The organism is Streptomyces sp. KL116D, assembly GCF_030766975.1.
In the GTDB taxonomy this organism is placed as follows: Bacteria; Actinomycetota; Actinomycetes; order Streptomycetales; family Streptomycetaceae; genus Streptomyces; species Streptomyces longispororuber_A.
Genome location: NZ_JASERH010000035.1, coordinates 18,561 through 34,323, shown reverse-complemented (window position 1 = coordinate 34,323; position 15,763 = coordinate 18,561). Strand labels below are relative to the sequence as shown.

Annotated in this window: 12 protein-coding genes and 2 pseudogenes; 5 read left to right on the top strand and 9 right to left on the bottom strand. The window is 74.1% G+C overall.

Features of this window, described 5'->3' with window-relative positions; all coding sequences use genetic code 11:
* Positions 1 to 46: 46 nt before the first annotated feature.
* Positions 47 to 832 (bottom strand): recombination regulator RecX, encoded by a 786-nt coding sequence (recX, locus tag RBJ77_RS13385; protein WP_372345205.1) that lies wholly within the window; start codon positions 830 to 832, stop codon positions 47 to 49.
* Between the two features lie 3 nt (positions 833 to 835).
* Positions 836 to 1,954 carry a recombinase RecA gene (recA, locus tag RBJ77_RS13380; RefSeq protein WP_255976203.1) on the bottom strand — a complete coding sequence of 373 codons (1,119 nt, stop codon included), beginning with the start codon at positions 1,952 to 1,954 and terminating at the stop codon, positions 836 to 838.
* 538 nt (positions 1,955 to 2,492) lie between these two features.
* Between recA and RBJ77_RS13375 the strand changes: the two are divergent.
* Positions 2,493 to 2,723 (top strand): annotated as a pseudogene (locus RBJ77_RS13375) (hypothetical protein); the annotation flags it as partial.
* A gap of 6 nt (positions 2,724 to 2,729) precedes the next feature.
* Here RBJ77_RS13375 and RBJ77_RS13370 read toward each other — a convergent pair.
* Complete coding sequence (locus tag RBJ77_RS13370) at positions 2,730 to 3,974, bottom strand: AI-2E family transporter (protein WP_372345204.1); 1,245 nt, start codon at positions 3,972 to 3,974, stop codon at positions 2,730 to 2,732.
* A gap of 58 nt (positions 3,975 to 4,032) precedes the next feature.
* A complete protein-coding gene (locus tag RBJ77_RS13365) occupies positions 4,033 to 4,227 on the bottom strand; it encodes a DUF3046 domain-containing protein (protein ID WP_372345203.1) in 195 nt (64 codons plus the stop codon).
* Positions 4,228 to 4,306: 79 nt separating this feature from the next.
* Between RBJ77_RS13365 and RBJ77_RS13360 the strand changes: the two genes are divergently transcribed.
* Entirely contained in the window at positions 4,307 to 5,257 is a 951-nt protein-coding gene (locus RBJ77_RS13360; RefSeq protein WP_372345202.1) for a hypothetical protein, read from the top strand.
* 81 nt (positions 5,258 to 5,338) lie between these two features.
* On the opposite strand, the gene RBJ77_RS13355 is transcribed toward RBJ77_RS13360, so the two are convergent.
* The 4 genes and pseudogenes from RBJ77_RS13355 to RBJ77_RS13340 all read right to left on the bottom strand — a co-directional run.
* Entirely contained in the window at positions 5,339 to 6,517 is a 1,179-nt protein-coding gene (locus tag RBJ77_RS13355; RefSeq protein ID WP_372345201.1) for a PucR family transcriptional regulator, read from the bottom strand.
* A 76-nt stretch (positions 6,518 to 6,593) separates the two neighbouring features.
* A complete protein-coding gene (locus RBJ77_RS13350; protein WP_372345200.1) occupies positions 6,594 to 6,902 on the bottom strand; it encodes an AzlD domain-containing protein in 309 nt (102 codons plus the stop codon).
* Complete coding sequence (locus tag RBJ77_RS13345; RefSeq protein WP_372345199.1) at positions 6,899 to 7,681, bottom strand: AzlC family ABC transporter permease; 783 nt, start codon at positions 7,679 to 7,681, stop codon at positions 6,899 to 6,901. The genes RBJ77_RS13350 and RBJ77_RS13345 overlap by 4 nt, the downstream gene beginning before the upstream one ends.
* 113 nt (positions 7,682 to 7,794) lie before the next feature.
* Positions 7,795 to 8,544: pseudogene (locus RBJ77_RS13340) on the bottom strand (AraC family transcriptional regulator); the annotation flags it as partial.
* An 89-nt stretch (positions 8,545 to 8,633) separates the two neighbouring features.
* Between RBJ77_RS13340 and RBJ77_RS13335 the strand changes: the two are divergent.
* The 3 genes from RBJ77_RS13335 (at position 8,634) to RBJ77_RS13325 (ending at position 15,449) form a co-directional block, all read left to right on the top strand.
* Positions 8,634 to 13,361 carry an ATP-dependent helicase gene (locus tag RBJ77_RS13335; RefSeq protein ID WP_372345198.1) on the top strand — a complete coding sequence of 1,576 codons (4,728 nt, stop codon included), beginning with the start codon at positions 8,634 to 8,636 and terminating at the stop codon, positions 13,359 to 13,361.
* 399 nt (positions 13,362 to 13,760) lie between these two features.
* Entirely contained in the window at positions 13,761 to 14,567 is an 807-nt protein-coding gene (locus tag RBJ77_RS13330) for an Fpg/Nei family DNA glycosylase (RefSeq protein ID WP_372345197.1), read from the top strand.
* Between the two features lie 105 nt (positions 14,568 to 14,672).
* Complete coding sequence (locus RBJ77_RS13325) at positions 14,673 to 15,449, top strand: SDR family NAD(P)-dependent oxidoreductase (RefSeq protein WP_372345196.1); 777 nt, start codon at positions 14,673 to 14,675, stop codon at positions 15,447 to 15,449.
* On the opposite strand, the gene RBJ77_RS13320 is transcribed toward RBJ77_RS13325, so the two are convergent.
* Positions 15,397 to 15,711: a hypothetical protein gene (locus RBJ77_RS13320; protein WP_372345195.1), complete on the bottom strand. Its 315-nt coding sequence runs from the start codon at positions 15,709 to 15,711 to the stop codon at positions 15,397 to 15,399. The genes RBJ77_RS13325 and RBJ77_RS13320 overlap by 53 nt on opposite strands.
* Between the last annotated feature and the right edge of the window lie 52 nt (positions 15,712 to 15,763).

Genomic DNA, 15,763 nt, shown 5'->3' with positions numbered 1-15,763 from the left:
GCACCGCCCGTCAGGGCGACGCCGCGCGGCACGGCCGGCGCAACGCTCAGTCCCCGAACTCCAGGTCCTCGGTCTCCTCCCCCTCTTCCTCCAACGCCTGGCGCACCACGCGCAGCGCCATGCCTTCCGGGTAGCCCTTGCGGGCGAGCATGCCCGCGAGGCGTCGCAGCCGCTTGTCCCGGTCGAGGCCGCGCGTGGAGCGGAGCTTGCGCGCGACGAGTTCCCGCGCGGTCTCCTCCTCGCGCTCGGCGTCGAGCTGCCCGACCGCTTCGTCGATCACCGTGCTGTCCACGCCCTTGGTGCGCAGCTCGCGGGCGAGCGCCCGACGGGCCAGGCCCCGGCCGTGGTGCCGCGACTCCACCCAGGCGTCGGCGAAGGCGCTGTCGTTGATCAGCCCGACCTCTTCGAACCGGGACAGCACCTCCTCCGCCACCTCGTCCGGGATCTCCCGCTTGCGCAGGGCGTCGGCGAGCTGCTTGCGGGTGCGCGGGGTCCCGGTGAGCAGACGCAGACAGATGTTCCGCGCCCGCTCCGCCGGGTCCCCTGACGACTCCCCCCGCTCGGCCCTCGACGAAGGAGGGGGGCCGTCGTCCTCTGCGGCGCCGCCGGACGGATCACCGAATCCGCCGCGCCGTCGACGCCCGCGCGGCCCGGTGCCGCCCCGCGCACGTCTGCCCCGGCGCGGTCCGTCCGCCGCGCCGTCCCCCGCTTCGACGTCGTCCCCGGCCTCCCCGTACACGGCGTCGTCGTACGCCCCGTCGTCACCGCGCCCCGGGCTCGCGGTGACAGGGGGGCGGGCGTCGTACTCGGCCCAGTCGGTTCGTCGTGTCACGGACTAGCTCTTGGCCGCCGCGGCCTTGGACTTGGTGGCCTTGGGCGCGGGCACCGTCTTGGCCGCGTCCTCGGCCGGGGCAGCCGCCGCGTCCGCGCTCGGCTCGGCGGCCGGCTCCTCGGTCTTCTTCACACCGACGCCCAGCTTTTCCTTGATCTTCTTCTCGATCTCGTTGGCCAGGTCGGGGTTGTCCTTGAGGAAGTTGCGCGCGTTCTCCTTGCCCTGGCCGAGCTGGTCGCCCTCGTACGTGTACCAGGCGCCGGCCTTGCGGACGAAGCCGTGCTCCACGCCCATGTCGATCAGACCGCCCTCGCGGGAGATGCCCTGTCCGTAGAGGATGTCGAACTCGGCCTGCTTGAAGGGCGGCGCGACCTTGTTCTTGACGACCTTGACGCGGGTGCGGTTGCCCACCGCGTCCGTGCCGTCCTTGAGGGTCTCGATGCGGCGGATGTCCATGCGCACCGAGGCGTAGAACTTCAGCGCCCGGCCACCGGTCGTGGTCTCCGGCGAGCCGAACATCACACCGATCTTCTCGCGGAGCTGGTTGATGAAGATCGCGGTGGTCTTGGACTGGTTGAGCGCGCTGGTGATCTTCCGGAGCGCCTGGCTCATCAGGCGGGCCTGGAGACCCACGTGCGAGTCACCCATCTCGCCCTCGATCTCCGCGCGCGGCACCAGGGCGGCGACGGAGTCGATGACGATGAGGTCGAGGGCGCCGGAGCGGACCAGCATGTCGACGATCTCGAGGGCCTGCTCGCCGTTGTCCGGCTGGGACAGGATGAGGTTGTCGATGTCGACGCCGAGCTTCTTCGCGTACTCGGGGTCGAGGGCGTGCTCCGCGTCCACGAAGGCCACCGCGCCGCCCGCCCGCTGGGCATTGGCCACGGCGTGCAGGGTCAGGGTCGTCTTACCGGAGGACTCCGGGCCGTACACCTCCACCACACGGCCGCGCGGGATGCCGCCGACGCCGAGCGCGACGTCGAGCGCGGTCGACCCGGTGGGGATGACCTCGATGGGCTCGTTCGGCCGCTCGCCCATGCGCATCACTGCGCCCTTGCCGAATTGCCGTTCAATCTGTGCGAGCGCGGCGTCGAGCGCCTTCTCGCGGTCGGTTCCTGCCATGGGTTCCACCCGGTTTGCTTGAGTCGATCGCTTCACGTCAAAGACGCTAACGCCTGCCACTGACAATCGGCCTCGACGCCCGTCCGCCTGTGGATAACTCGAGGCTCTTCGCCGGGCCACTCTTCTCGAAACCCTTGGGATTCCTGGGAAGAGAGTCCCCGGACACTCCATAAGAATGGATGTTCGATTTTGGTGTCAAGCGCACCACGCGGGCACCCGCCGCCACCCGGAGCCGTCCCCTCCGCCGGCTCCGCCGGGTCCCGCACCCTCTGCTCCCCACGGCGTACGCCGAGTGCTTCCGGCCGGACGACGACCCGCAGGGCCTGCGCGACGAACCTGGTCCCATGAAGCCCCACGCACCCCGCCCGAAACCCCAAGCACCCCGGCCGGCGCTCCCCCGCCCTCCCGAGCCGGCTCCCCGGGGTACGGGAACGCCCCGGTGGCAGGCGGCCCGCCACCGCCGAGCGCCTCTGCTACACGACCGGCGCCGTCCTGGTCGCGTCCGGCCTCGCCCACCTCGTCGTCCTCACGGTCGACGGCGGCCCGTGGAACGCTCACGAGGACGGGGCACCAGGAGGCGGCCTACCACTCGACGGCCGCCCTCAAGCCGCTGCACGGCGTCAGCCTGCACGCCGTGCTCGTGCTGGCGGCCCTGGCCCTGCTGCTGTCCCGCACGGGCTGGAGCGACCGCACCAGGAACCGCGTCATGTACGCGGCGGTCGGCTGCTACGCGGCAGCGGTACTCGCCGCCGGCGCCCGGGCCGTGGTCGCGCAGCTACCGGTCCTCGGCCTCGGCGTGCGGCTCGTTCGGCCCCCGCAGGGCGCGCCGCGCCCGCGCGACGAGGGACGCTCCGCCCCGCCGGCGGTGGCCGTGCACCCGCGGGTCGTCCGTGACGTCGTAGCGCTTCACGTAGGCGCCCAGGAACGCCTGCAGCGTCGCGACGGCCGGGATCGCGATCAGCGCGCCGACCGCGCCGAGCAGCGCGGTGCCCGCGATGACGGACCCGAAGGCGACGGCCGGGTGGATGTCCACCGTCTTGGCGGTCAGCTTCGGCTGCAGCACGTAGTTCTCGAACTGCTGGTAGACGACCACGAAGACGAGCACCCACAGCGCGTACCAGGGGTCCACGGTGAAGGCGATCAGCATCGGCAGGGCGCCCGCCAGATACGTACCGATGGTCGGGATGAACTGCGAGACGAGGCCCACCCACATGCCCAGGACGGGCGCGTACGGCACGTCCAGGGCCGCGAGCAGGATGTAGTGCGCGATCCCGGAGATCAGCGCCATCAGACCGCGCGAGTACAGATAGCCGCCGGTCTTGTCGACGGCGATCTCCCAGGCCCGCAGCACCTCCGCCTGCTTGGCCGGCGGCAGGACCGAGCACAGGGCGCGGCGCAGCCGCGGCCCGTCGGCGGCGAAGTAGAACGAGAACAGCAGGATCGTCAGCAGCTGGAAGAGGCCGCCGAGCACCTGCGCGGACACGTCCAGCACACCGGTCGCGCTGTTCTGCACGTACTTCTGGAGCCAGTCCGAGTGCAGCAGGCTGTCCTGGACCTCGACCCTGTTGAGGTCCGTGTGGAACGTCTGGTTGACCCAGCTGATGACCTGGTCGAGGTATTTCGGGAAGTCCTCGACCATGTCCACGATCTGGCCCGCGAGCATCGAGCCGAGCAGCACGACGAAGCCCGCGCCGGCGATCATGACGCCGAGGAAGGTGATGGCCGTGGCCAGGCCGCGGCGCAGACCGCGCGCCGCCATCCAGCTCACCGCGGGCTCCACGGCGAGCGCCAGGAAGAACGCGATCAGTACGTTGATCAGCAGCCCGGTGACCTGGTGGAAGGCCCAACTACCCAGCTGGAAGCAGGCGATGAGGGCGAGGGCGAGCACCATGGCGCGCGGCAGCCAGCGCGGCATCCGCGCGTGCGGGGCCGGCGCCGGGCCCGGCGGGCGCTCGGGCGGCGTCGTGCCGGGCGGTGCGGCGTCGGCCGCCACCTGGAGGGTCTCGTCTGTCGCTGCCACGGTGCCAGTCTCGCCCACGCCGCCGACAATCGGTGGCCGCCCCCGGATCACGATGTGATCAGCGCTTCTCGGCGGGCACGTCCATCGTGCTGCACACCACCTGCCAGACGTCCTTCGCCTCCCAGCCGGAGTCGAGCGCCTCGTGGACCGTACGGCCGCCGAGGCCCGCCATCACGTGGTCGCGCGCGAAAGTGTCGGCGTACCCGGACCCGAAGTGATCCGCCATCCGCTGCCAGAAGACCGTCAACCGCATGACTCCAGTATCCCGCCCCTGAGAGTGCAGCCGTGCCCGGGAGGCTTGCCGAGAACGCTTTCCGCCCTACGGTCGGTGCATGGCCGAAACCGGAGCTTCCCCACTCCCCTCATCGCCCTCGGCACGCTCCCCGCTCTCCCGTGCCGAACCGTTCGTCTGGCTGACCGCGCGCGTTCTGGAACAGCGCCGGTTCGCCTATCACTTCCTGGAGGGCTCGCCCGCGGCGGCGGACGCCGTCGAGACCGCCCTGGCCGCCTACCTCAACGAGGACGACGGCTACGGGCACGCCCTGGAGCCCGATCTGCGCGGCCCCGTCAGCCAGCCCCTGCACACCGGTCACGCGCTGCGCGTCCTGGACTCGATCGGGCGCTGCTCGGGCCGGCGGGTGGAGCGCGTGTGCCGCTACCTCACCGCCGTCTCCACCCCGGAAGGGGCCCTTCCGGCGGTGCATCCCAGCCAACGGGACTATCCGCACGCCCCGTTCGTCCCCGTGGTGGACGACCCGCCGAGCGAGCTGCTCGCGACCGGACCCGTCGTCGGCCTGCTGCACCGCAACGAGGTGTGGCACGCCTGGCTGTTCCGGGCCACCGACTTCTGCTGGGCCGCCGTCGAGTCCCTGAAGACGTCGCACCCCTACGAGGTGGAGGCGGCGGTCGCCTTCCTCGACGGCGTTCCCGACCGCGCACGCGCGCGGGTGGCCGCCGACCGGCTCGGCCGCCTGGTGCGCGAGCAGCGCCTCGCGGTGCTGGATCCGGCACGCAAGGACGACTATCCGGTCGCGCCGGGCTACGCCCCGGGCGAGCGCCACTACCCGTACGACTACGCGCGGACGCCCGAATCGCTGGCGCGCTCCTGGTTCACGGACGAGGAGATGAGCCGCGCGCTCGACCACCTGGAGAGCGAGCAGCAGGACGACGGCGGCTGGCCGGTCAACTGGCGGCAGTGGAGTCCGGGCATCGCCCTGGAGGCGCGCCCCATGGTGACGATCCAGGCGTTGCGCACCCTGCGCGCCTACGGACGGTCCCTGTAGGAGCGGTACCCGATCCCGTCCGCGTGGGAGCCGGAACCCGATCCGTCCGCGGAGGAAGGGTTCCGGTCCGGCGGCTCCGGCTCACGCCTCGGCGTCCCGCAGCAGCAGGGCGGCGAGCGCGAGGGCCGTGCCGCGCGGCGACGACAGGTCGATGCCGCTCGTCTCGGCGATCTTCGCGAGCCGGTTGTCGACGGTGTTCGGGTGCAGTCCGAGCGCACCGGCGGTGGCCCTGCGGTCCTGCTGGTGCGCCAGGTGGGTGCGCAGCGTCTCCAGGAGCTCGGGCCGCTCGGCGACCGGGTCGAGCAGGGCGGCGATGCGGTGGCTGCTCTCGTTGCGGCGGGAGAGGTGGTACTCCAGCAGGACGTCGTCGAGGCGGTGCAGTCCGGGAGGCATCCCGCACGCGCGCGCGATGCGCAGGATCTCGGTGGCGGTGCGGGCCGCGTCGGTGATGTGCGCGGGCCCGTCCGCCCGCACCGCCGCCACCCGCACCCGCAGACCGCTCGCCCTGCTCAGGCGCCGGGGCAGCTCGTCGGGCGGGGCGCAGTCCGCGGGCACGACGACGCGGCCCCCGTCGCCCTCCAGGAGGGCCAGGACGTCCACGTCGAAGGCGTGGTCGAGGACGGTCTGCACGCGGCGCAGCCGGCGCCGCACCGCGACCGGCCCCTCGGCGGGCGGGACGTCGACGCCGAGCGCGAGCACGAGGGCCGGGCCCTCCAGGCGCAGCTGGTCGAGCAGCACGTGCCCCGGCGGGACCATCCCGTCGAGCAGGCCGCGCACCAACGAGCGCTGCTGTGCGCGCTGTTCGGCCTCCAGGGCGGACCGCTCGTCCAGGTAGGTCTCGGCGACGGCGCCGACGATGGCGGGGTGACTGCGCAGCAGGACGTCGACCAGTTCGACGAGGGCGGCCTCCTCGCCGGGGCGGGCCACGTCGCGCAGCGCCTGCCACAGGACGTAGGTGCCGAGCGCGTGGGTGCGCAGCAGGAGGTGCAGCGGCATGCCCTCCTCGGCCCGCTGTGCGGCCCTCTCGCGGAACAGGCGGTGGCTGCCGGGCCGGTCCGCGTCCCGCTCGCCGACGTGCCGCAGGAACAGCCGTACGCCGTGCCGGGCGGTCGCCGCGATCTCCAGGTCCTTCACGTCGTCGGGCAGCTCCGGGTAGCCCGGCAGCTCCTCGAAGGCCTCCCGGGCCATGCGGCGGGCCAGCTCGTTGACGCGGGGTTCGCAGCGCGCGGCGAGCGAGCGCGCCTCGGGCGACAGGGGCACGGTCCCTCCCTCGGGGCGGAGCGCGGGGCGCTTCGTTGTGACGCGTCACATTATCGAGCCGGCCCACCGGCGGAGGTCACCCGGTGAGCGCCCGCACCCCTGCCGTGACGACCACCGCCGCCGCGACCACCACCAGGAAGGGCGCGCGCAGCACCAGCGCGACGGCGGCCGCGCCGAGCCCTGCGGCCTTGGCGTCGAGGAGCAGCGTCTGCCCCTCGGCGAACGTCTGCTGGGCCGTGAGCGCGGCCAGCAGGGCGACCGGCAGCAGCGCCGCGAGTCGCTTCACGACAGGCCGTTCCAGGGCTCCCGCGGGCACGAGGAGACCGATGAGCTTGACGGCGTAGCAGCCGACCGCGGTGACGCCGATGGCGATCCAGATGTTCAACGGTCCTGTCCTTGCGGTGTGTCGGTGGTGGCGCGGCGACGCCCTTCTACGTAGAGCACGGCCGGGGCGGCGAGCGCGGCCACGAGGACGGGAACCCCGGCGGGCAGCACCGGCAGCAGGCCGAGCCCGAGCACGACGGCGAGGCCCGCCACCGCGCGCTCCGTGGTCGTCCTCAGCATGGGCGCGAGCAGCGCCAGGAAGACGGCGGGTCCCGCCGCGTCGATCCCCCACGCGTCGGTGTCGCCGATAGCCTCGGCCCCCAGGGCGCCGAGGAGCGTGGTCAGGTTCCACAGGACGTACAGGGTCAGCCCGGTCACGGTGAAGCCGATCCGCGCGCTGCGCCGGGTGGACTGCGCCAGCGAGACGGCCGACGTCTCGTCGATGACCCAGTGCGCGGCGAACGGCCGCACCGCGCGCGGGAGGGCGAGCAGCTGCGACAGGCGGAGCCCGTAGAACGCGTTGCGCACGCCGAGGAAGAACGCGCCCGCGGCGGCGGTGAACGGGTTGCCGCCGGCCGCCAGCGCCCCCACGAGGGCGAACTGCGAGGCCCCGGTGAAGACGAGGAGGCTGAGCACGCAGGTCTGCCACACGCTGAGGCCGCTGCCCGCCGAGGTCACTCCGAAGGCGAATCCGGAGAGGCCCACGGCGATGCCGACCCCGAGCGCGTCACGGACGACGGCGGCTTCGGACCTGCCGGCTCCCGCGGTGCGCTCGGCAGCGTGCTCGGCGGGGGCCCCGTCGGCTGTTCGTATGTCGGTGGGTGTTGTCTGTTCTGCCACGTCCCCGACGGTACGAGGAGGTGCGCGTCGCGGTCTTGTACGTTCTTGCGCTCCCGCTGGTAGGCCCCGGGAGGCACCCCGACGATCCGGGTGAAGTGCCGGTTCAGGTGCGGCTGGTCGGTGAAGCCGACGGCCACGGCGGCGTCCGCGGGCGCCGTGCCCGACTCCAGGAGGCGCCGGGCCGCGCGCACCCGGGCATTGGTGAGCCAGGTGTGCGGCGGCATCCCGTAGGCGTCGCGGAACGCCCGCAGGAGCGCGAACGGGCTGGATCCCAGCTCGGCGGCGAGCGCTTCCAGGGACGGCGGGTCGGTCATCCGCGCCTCCAGCAGCTCACGCGCGCGTGACGCCGCCCCGGCCCCGGCGGACCGTCCGGGCCGCACCCCGAGCGCGGTGCCGTGATCGTGCAGCAGCCGGGCGAGCGCGACCCGCAGCAGGCTGTCGGCGGCCAGCGCGTTGCCCTGTTCGGCGGCCCGGTGCACCTCGGTGATCAGCCGTGAGGTCTGCGGGTCCATGACGATGGGCTCGGCGAAACCCGCGGTGCCGCGGACCGTGGTGATCTCGGCGGCGATCTCCGCGACGACGTCGGCGGCCGGGTAGAGCGTGGAGTACGCCCAGCCGTCCGGGCCGCCCGCCTTCGCGGTGTGCGCCACCTCCGGATTGATCATGACGACGCTGCCCGGGCCCGCCTGCAGCGTCCCGCCGGGCATGCCGACGGCCTCGACGCCCCGGGTGACCGCGCCGATCACGTAGCCGTCGTGGCTGTGGCGGGGGAACGTGTGCCGGAGGTAGTTGGCGCGCAGCAGATCGAGGCCCGGCAGTCGCTCGTACCGCCAGTGCCGTGCCCATTCGCCCTTGCCCGCCATGGCACCCATTCTGCGCCATGACACCCTCGGTGAACTCCTCGTTTCCGCAGGTCACGGCCTTTGTCAGTGGTGGGGTGCAGGATGGGGGCATGGTCAGGCCCAGGCAGGGGGCCCACAGCGCCCTCGAAGGATTCACCCCCGCGACCCGCGGCTGGTTCACGGGGGCCTTTCCCGCGCCCACGTCCGCGCAGGCCGGGGCGTGGAAGGCGATCGGCGAGGGCTCGGACGTCCTGGTCGTCGCGCCGACCGGCTCCGGCAAGACACTCGCCGCGTTCCTCGCCGCCCTCGACCAGCTCGCGTCGACCCCGCCGCCCGCCGACCCGAAGAAGCGCTGCCGCGTCCTGTACGTGTCGCCCTTGAAGGCCCTCGCGGTCGACGTGGAGCGCAATCTGCGCAGCCCGCTCACCGGGATCCGCCAGGAGGCCGTCCGCCTCGGCCTGCCCGAGCCCGAGGTGAAGGTCGGCATCCGGTCGGGCGACACCCCGCCCGCCGAGCGCCGCGCCCTGGCCACCCGCCCGCCGGACATCCTGATCACGACGCCGGAGTCGCTGTTCCTGATGCTGACGTCGGCCACGCGCGACGCGCTGACCGGCATCGAGACGGTGATCCTGGACGAGGTCCACGCGGTGGCCGGCACCAAGCGCGGCGCGCACCTGGCCCTCTCCCTGGAGCGGCTCGACGAGCTGCTGCCCCGCCCGGCCCGCCGGATCGGCCTGTCGGCGACGGTCCGCCCGGTGGACGAGGTGGCGCGGTACCTGTCGCCGCAGCGCCGGGTGGAGATCGTCCAGCCGCCGTCGGGCAAGGAGTTCGACCTGTCGGTCGTCGTCCCGGTCGAGGACCTGGCCGAGCTGGGCGGCTCCCCCGTGGCCGACTCCGACCAGGGGGCGGAGCGCCCCTCGATCTGGCCGCACGTCGAGGAGCGCATCGCCGACCTCATCGAGGCCCACCGGTCGACGATCGTGTTCGCCAACTCGCGCCGCCTGGCGGAGCGCCTGTGCAACAGGCTGAACGAGATCGCGTACGAGCGCGCCACCGGCGAGGCCCTCCCGGAGGACCACTCCCCGGCCGAGCTGATGGGCGGCTCCGGTGCGGCGGCGGGAGCTCCCCCGGTCATCGCGCGCGCCCACCACGGGTCGGTCTCCAAGGAGCAGCGCGCGCTGGTCGAGGAGGACCTGAAGGCGGGCCGGCTGCCGGCCGTCGTGGCCACGTCCAGTCTCGAGCTGGGCATCGACATGGGCGCGGTCGACCTCGTCGTCCAGGTGGAGTCGCCGCCCTCCGTGGCCTCCGGTCTGCAGCGCGTGGGCCGGGCGGGTCACCAGGTGGGCGCGGTGTCCACGGGTGTGGTGTTCCCGAAGTACCGCGGGGACCTGGTCCAGTCGGCGGTCGTCACCGAGCGCATGCGGTCGGGCTCCATCGAGTCCCTCCGCGTCCCGGCGAACCCGCTGGACGTGCTCGCGCAGCAGCTGGTGGCGACCACGGCGCTCGACACCTGGCAGGTCGACGACCTCCTCGCCCTGGTCCGCCGGGCGGCGCCCTTCGCGTCCCTCCCCGAGTCCGCCTTCACCGGCGTCCTCGACATGCTGGCGGGCCGCTATCCCTCGGACGCCTTCGCCGAGCTCCGGCCCCGCGTGGTCTGGGACCGGGTCGCCGGCACCGTCACCGGCCGCCCCGGCGCACAGCGTCTGGCGGTCACCTCCGGGGGCACGATCCCCGACCGCGGCCTCTTCGGAGTCTTCCTCGCGGGCGCCGACCCCAAGAAGGGCGGCGGCCGCGTAGGAGAGCTCGACGAGGAGATGGTCTACGAGTCCCGGGTCGGGGACGTCTTCACGCTCGGCACCAGCTCCTGGCGCATCGAGGACATCACCCGCGACCGCGTCCTCGTCTCCCCGGCCCCGGGTGTCCCCGGCCGCCTCCCGTTCTGGAAGGGCGACCAGCTGGGCCGCCCGCTCGAACTGGGCCGTGCGGTGGGCGCGTTCCTCCGCGAGATCGGCTCCCTGAAGCCCGACGACGCGCGCGTGCGCCTCGCCTCCGCGGGCCTCGACACCTGGGCCGCGGACAATGTGCTGGCGTACCTGGCCGAGCAGCGGGAGGCGTGCGGCCACGTCCCGGACGACCGGACCATCGTGGTCGAGCGGTTCCGGGACGAGCTGGGCGACTGGCGCGTGGTCGTCCACTCGCCGTTCGGCGCGCAGGTGCACGCCCCGTGGGCGCTCGCCCTCGGCGCTCGGCTCAGCGAGAAGTACGGCATGGACGCCCAGGTGATGCACGCCGACGACGGCATCGTGCTGCGCCTGCCCGATGCCGACCTGATGGGCCTGGACCTCCTCGACCAGGAGCCCGCCAAGCAGGGCACGGAGTACGACGCCGAGCAGGCCCCCATCGGAGCGGCCGACGTCGCCTTCGACAAGGGGGACGTGGACCAGCTGGTCACCGACCAGGTGGGCGGCTCGGCCCTGTTCGCCTCCCGCTTCCGCGAGTGCGCCGCCCGCGCGCTGCTGCTCCCGAAGCGCAATCCGGGCAAGCGCACCCCGCTGTGGCAGCAGCGCCAGCGTGCCGCCCAACTGCTGGAAGTGGCCAGCGAGTTCGGCTCGTTCCCGATCGTCCTGGAGGCGGTGCGGGAGTGCCTCCAGGACGTCTTCGACGTACCGGGGCTCGCCGAGCTGATGGGGGACATCGAGGCCCGCAAGGTCCGCCTCGTCGAGGTCACCACCCCGGAGGCGTCACCGTTCGCCCGCTCGCTCCTGTTCGGGTACGTGGCGCAGTTCCTGTACGAGGGCGACTCCCCGCTCGCCGAGCGCCGCGCGGCGGCGCTGTCCCTGGACGCACGTCTCCTGGCCGAGCTGCTCGGCCAGGCGGAGCTGCGCGAGCTGCTCGACGCGGACGTCCTGGCCGAGCTGGAGCAGGAGCTGCAGTGGCGCACGGAGGACCGTCGCGTCAGGGACGCCGAGGGTGTCGCGGACCTGCTGCGCCTCCTCGGGCCGCTCACCGACGCCGAGTTGGCCGAGCGCGGCGCCGAGCCCGGCTGGGCGCAGGAGCTGGCGGCCGCGCGGCGCGCCATCCGGGTCCGCGTCGCCGGCGGCGACCACTGGGCGGCGATCGAGGACGCGGGCCGGCTGCGCGACGCCCTCGGCACGGCGCTCCCGGTCGGCGTCCCCGAGGCCTTCACGGAGCCGGTCAAGGACCCGCTGGGCGATCTGCTGGCCCGGTTCGCCCGCACCCACGGCCCGTTCACCTCCACGCAGGCCGCGGCCCGCTTCGGCCTCGGCCCGGCGGTCACCGAGGGTGCCCTCCAGCGCCTCGCCGCGAGCGGCCGCGTCGTCCAGGGCGAGTTCCATCCGGCGGGCATCGGCCAGGAGTGGTGCGACGCCACGGTCCTGCGCCGTCTGCGCCGCCGCTCGCTCGCGGCGCTGCGGCACGAGCTGGAGCCGGTGCCGCCCGCCGCCCTGGCCCAGTTCCTGCCCCAGTGGCAGCACTTGGGCGGTCACGGCCTGCGCGGGGTCGACGGCCTGGTCCGCGCGATCGAGCAACTGCAGGGCGCGTCCGTGCCCGCCTCCGCCCTGGAGAAGCTGGTGCTGCCGTCCCGCGTCTCCGGCTACGCGCCCGCGATGCTGGACGAACTGACCGCGTCCGGCGAGGTGTTGTGGGCCGGGGCGGGTTCGCTCCCCGGCAAGGACGGCTGGGTCAGCCTCTATCTGGCCGACGCCGCCCCGCTGCTCCTGCCGCCCCCGCACCCCCTGGAGCCCACGGCGCTCCACGAGTCCGTCCTGAACAGCCTCTCCGGAGGCTACGGCCTGTTCTTCCGCCAGATCGCCGACCAGGTCCGCGCCACCACCCACCCCGAAGTCTCCGATCCCGAACTGGCCGACGCGCTCTGGGAGTTGGCCTGGTCGGGTCGACTCACGAACGACACGCTGGCCCCGATGCGCGCCCTCCTCGGCTCGGGCCGCACCGCAGGCTCCACCGCGCACCGCGCCCGCCGGGCGGTCCCCCGGGGGCGCTACGGAAGCCTCACCGCGGCGGCCAGGGCCACCTCGCGCACCGGCCCGCCCACGGTCGCCGGCCGCTGGTCCCTGCTGCCCGCCCTCGAACCGGACCCGACCGTGCGCGCCCACGCCCTGGCCCGCACGCTCCTCGACCGGCACGGTGTGGTCACCCGGGGAGCGGTGGCCGCCGAAGGCGTCGAGGGCGGCTTCTCCGCGACGTACCGGATCCTGTCCGCCTTCGAGGAGAGCGGTCAGGCGCGGCGCGGCTATGTCGTCGAGGGACTCGGCGCGGCACAGTTCGCGATGGACGGCGCGGTGGACCGCCTGCGCGCGGCGGCGAACGCGCGGGAGCGGGGTGCGGCACCCCCGGACCCGTACGCCCCGGTCGACGCCCCGGCCCCGGCGAAGTCCACCGGCACCCGCGCCCTCGTCCTGGCCGCCGCCGACCCGGCCAATGCCTACGGCGCGGCCCTGACCTGGCCCGAGCCGCCCACGGGCGCGGGCCACAAGCCGGGCCGCAAGGCGGGTTCCCTGGTGGTCCTGGTCGACGGCGAGCTGACGCTCTACATGGAGCGCGGCGGCAAGACGCTCCTGGCCTGGCCCACCCCGGACACGACGACGGCCGTGCCCGACCCGACCGCCGCCCAGCTCATGGACGACCCGCGGCTGCCCGCCGCCGCCGGCGCCCTCGCCGACGCGGCCCGCTCCGGCGCGCTCGGCACGATCACGGTCGAGCGGATCAACGGCACGGCGGCGCTCACCTCGCCGTACGCCTCCCTCCTGGAAGGAGCCGGTTTCCACGCGACCCCGCGCGGCCTGCGCCTGCGCGCGTGACGCCCCGACGCCGGCGTCGCACGCACCACGGCACGACACCACACCGCGCGCACCCCCACGCCGCGCCCAGCACCACACGCCACCACGCCGCGCACAGCACCACGACTCGCAGCGACGTCGCGCGCGCCCCGGCACGACACCACGCCGCGCACAGCGCCACGACACACAGCGACGTCGCGCGCACCACGGCACGACACCACACCGCGCGCACCCCCACACCGCGCGCACCCCCACGCCGCGCACAGCACCACACGCCACCGCGCCGCGCACAGCACCACGGCACGCCACCACGCCGCCCGCAGCACCACGGCACGCCACCACGCCCGACACGGCCCGCCGCCACCCACACCCCGCCTCAGCCCCGCCCAACGCCCCGGCCCCACCGCCTACCCTTGCCCCATGCCCGAAGGAGACACGGTCCTACAGGCCGCGAAGCGACTGCACAGCGCCCTCGCGGGCCAGGTGCTCACCCGCTCCGACCTGCGCGTACCCCAGTTCGCCACGGCCGATCTGACCGGCCGCACCGTCCTGGACGTGACCCCGCGCGGCAAGCACCTGCTGACCCGCGTCGAGGGCGGCCTCACGCTCCACTCGCACCTGCGGATGGACGGCTCCTGGAAGATCTACGCGCCGGGCGAGCGCTGGCGCGGCGGCCCCACGCACCAGATCCGGGCGATCCTGGCCAACGACGCGCACACGGCGGTGGGCTACCGGCTGCCCGTGCTGGAACTGCTGCGCACCAGCGAGGAGTTCAAGGCCGTCGGCCACCTGGGCCCCGACCTGCTCGGCCCCGACTGGGACCCGGACCGGGCCCTGCGCAACCTCCTCGCGGACCCCGCCCGCCCCCTCGGCGAGGCCCTCCTCGACCAGCGCAACCTCGCGGGCATCGGCAACGTCTACAAGTCCGAGCTCTGCTTCCTCCTGCGGGCCACCCCGTGGCTCCCGGTCGGCGAGCTGCCGCCCGAGTCCGCCGACCGCCTCCCGCTGCTCGCCAAGAAGCTCCTGGAGGCCAACCGCGACCGCCCGGCCCGCGTCACGACGGGCCGCCCCCGCCCCGACGAGCGCCTGTACGTGTACGGCCGCGCCCCGCGTCCCTGTCTGCGCTGCCGCACCCCGATCCGGCTGGCCGACCAGGGCGACGGCTCCCGTGAACGCCCCACCTACTGGTGCCCCACCTGCCAGTCGGGCCCGTCCCCCACGCCGTAGCGGCACCACCGTCCCCACGCCCCGCCCGGCCCCCGCGGAACAGTCGACCGACCAACCCCCGCAAGACAATTGACGATCCGTCAGAAAAGCTCGTACGGTCCCCTCATGCCCGTCAAGGCGTACGACCTCACCGGACGCACCGCATTCGTCACCGGCGCGGCGAGCGGCATCGGCCGCGCCTCGGCCGTGCTGCTCGCCGAAGCCGGCGCCACCGTCCACTGCGCGGACCGCGACGCACAGGGCCTGCACGAGACGGCGGCCCTCGTCAAAGAGGGCGGCGGCACGGCCCACACCCACACCCTGGACGTGAGCGACCGCGCCCAGCTCACCGAGGCGATCGCCGCGGCCGGCGCGACCACCGGCAGCCTCGACATCATGGCCGCCGTCGCCGGGATCATGCACAGCAGCCCGGTCCTGGAGACCCGCGACGAGGACCTCGACCGGGTACTCGCCATCAACTTCAAGGGCGTGCTCTACGCCTGTCAGGAGGCGGCCCGCACGATGATCGCGGCCGGCACCCGCGGCAGCATCGTCACGATGGCCTCGGGCGCCGTCGACACCGGCGGCCCCGGACTGCTCTGCTACGGCGTGGCCAAGGCGGCCGTCGTCCAGCTCACGAAGACGCTCGCCACGGAAGTGGGCCCGCACGGCATCCGCGTCAACGCGGTCGCGCCCGGCTGGATCCGCACCCCGATGACGACCCGCCACGGCGACCGGGTCCAGGAGCACACGGAATCCCTCATGGTGCGCATGTCCCCGCTCGGCCGGGTCGGGGAGCCCGAGGAGATCGCCCACGCGGTGCTGCACCTCGCCTCGGACGCCGCCGCCTTCACGACGGGCCAGATCCTCCGCCCGAACGGCGGCGTCGCCATGCCGTGGTGACCTGCCGCCCCAGACCGCCCCCGGCCTCCCGCCCCGCCCGCAGCGCCCTGACCCGCACCCGCCGCGCACCATGCCGCCCCGGCGCCCCGGCCACCCCGGCCGCCCGCGACTTGGGCAGCGCGTGCACGGGCAGCAGACTCAACCCCCAGCCCCCGGCCGCGACGGCCCCCTCGAACGCCCCCGCGTCCGGCGCGAACGCCAGCCGCAGCACACCCCACCACCACAGCGCCCCGAGCAGCACGGCCGGTATCCAGCGCGCCATCCGCCAAGCCACCGACCGCTCACCTCCGCCTGCCTCGGGCACCGCCCTCGAC

What these genes read in the sequence shown, in the direction of transcription:
- recA (WP_255976203.1), bottom strand. Translation starts at nt 1,954, where the DNA reads ATGGCAGGAACCGACCGCGAGAAGGCGCTCGACGCCGCGCTCGCACAG.
- RBJ77_RS13365 (WP_372345203.1), bottom strand. Translation starts at nt 4,227, where the DNA reads ATGCGGTTGACGGTCTTCTGGCAGCGGATGGCGGATCACTTCGGGTCC.
- RBJ77_RS13360 (WP_372345202.1), top strand. Translation starts at nt 4,307, where the DNA reads ATGGCCGAAACCGGAGCTTCCCCACTCCCCTCATCGCCCTCGGCACGC.
- RBJ77_RS13335 (WP_372345198.1), top strand. Translation starts at nt 8,634, where the DNA reads ATGGTCAGGCCCAGGCAGGGGGCCCACAGCGCCCTCGAAGGATTCACC.
- RBJ77_RS13330 (WP_372345197.1), top strand. Translation starts at nt 13,761, where the DNA reads ATGCCCGAAGGAGACACGGTCCTACAGGCCGCGAAGCGACTGCACAGC.
- RBJ77_RS13325 (WP_372345196.1), top strand. Translation starts at nt 14,673, where the DNA reads ATGCCCGTCAAGGCGTACGACCTCACCGGACGCACCGCATTCGTCACC.
- RBJ77_RS13320 (WP_372345195.1), bottom strand. Translation starts at nt 15,711, where the DNA reads ATGGCGCGCTGGATACCGGCCGTGCTGCTCGGGGCGCTGTGGTGGTGG.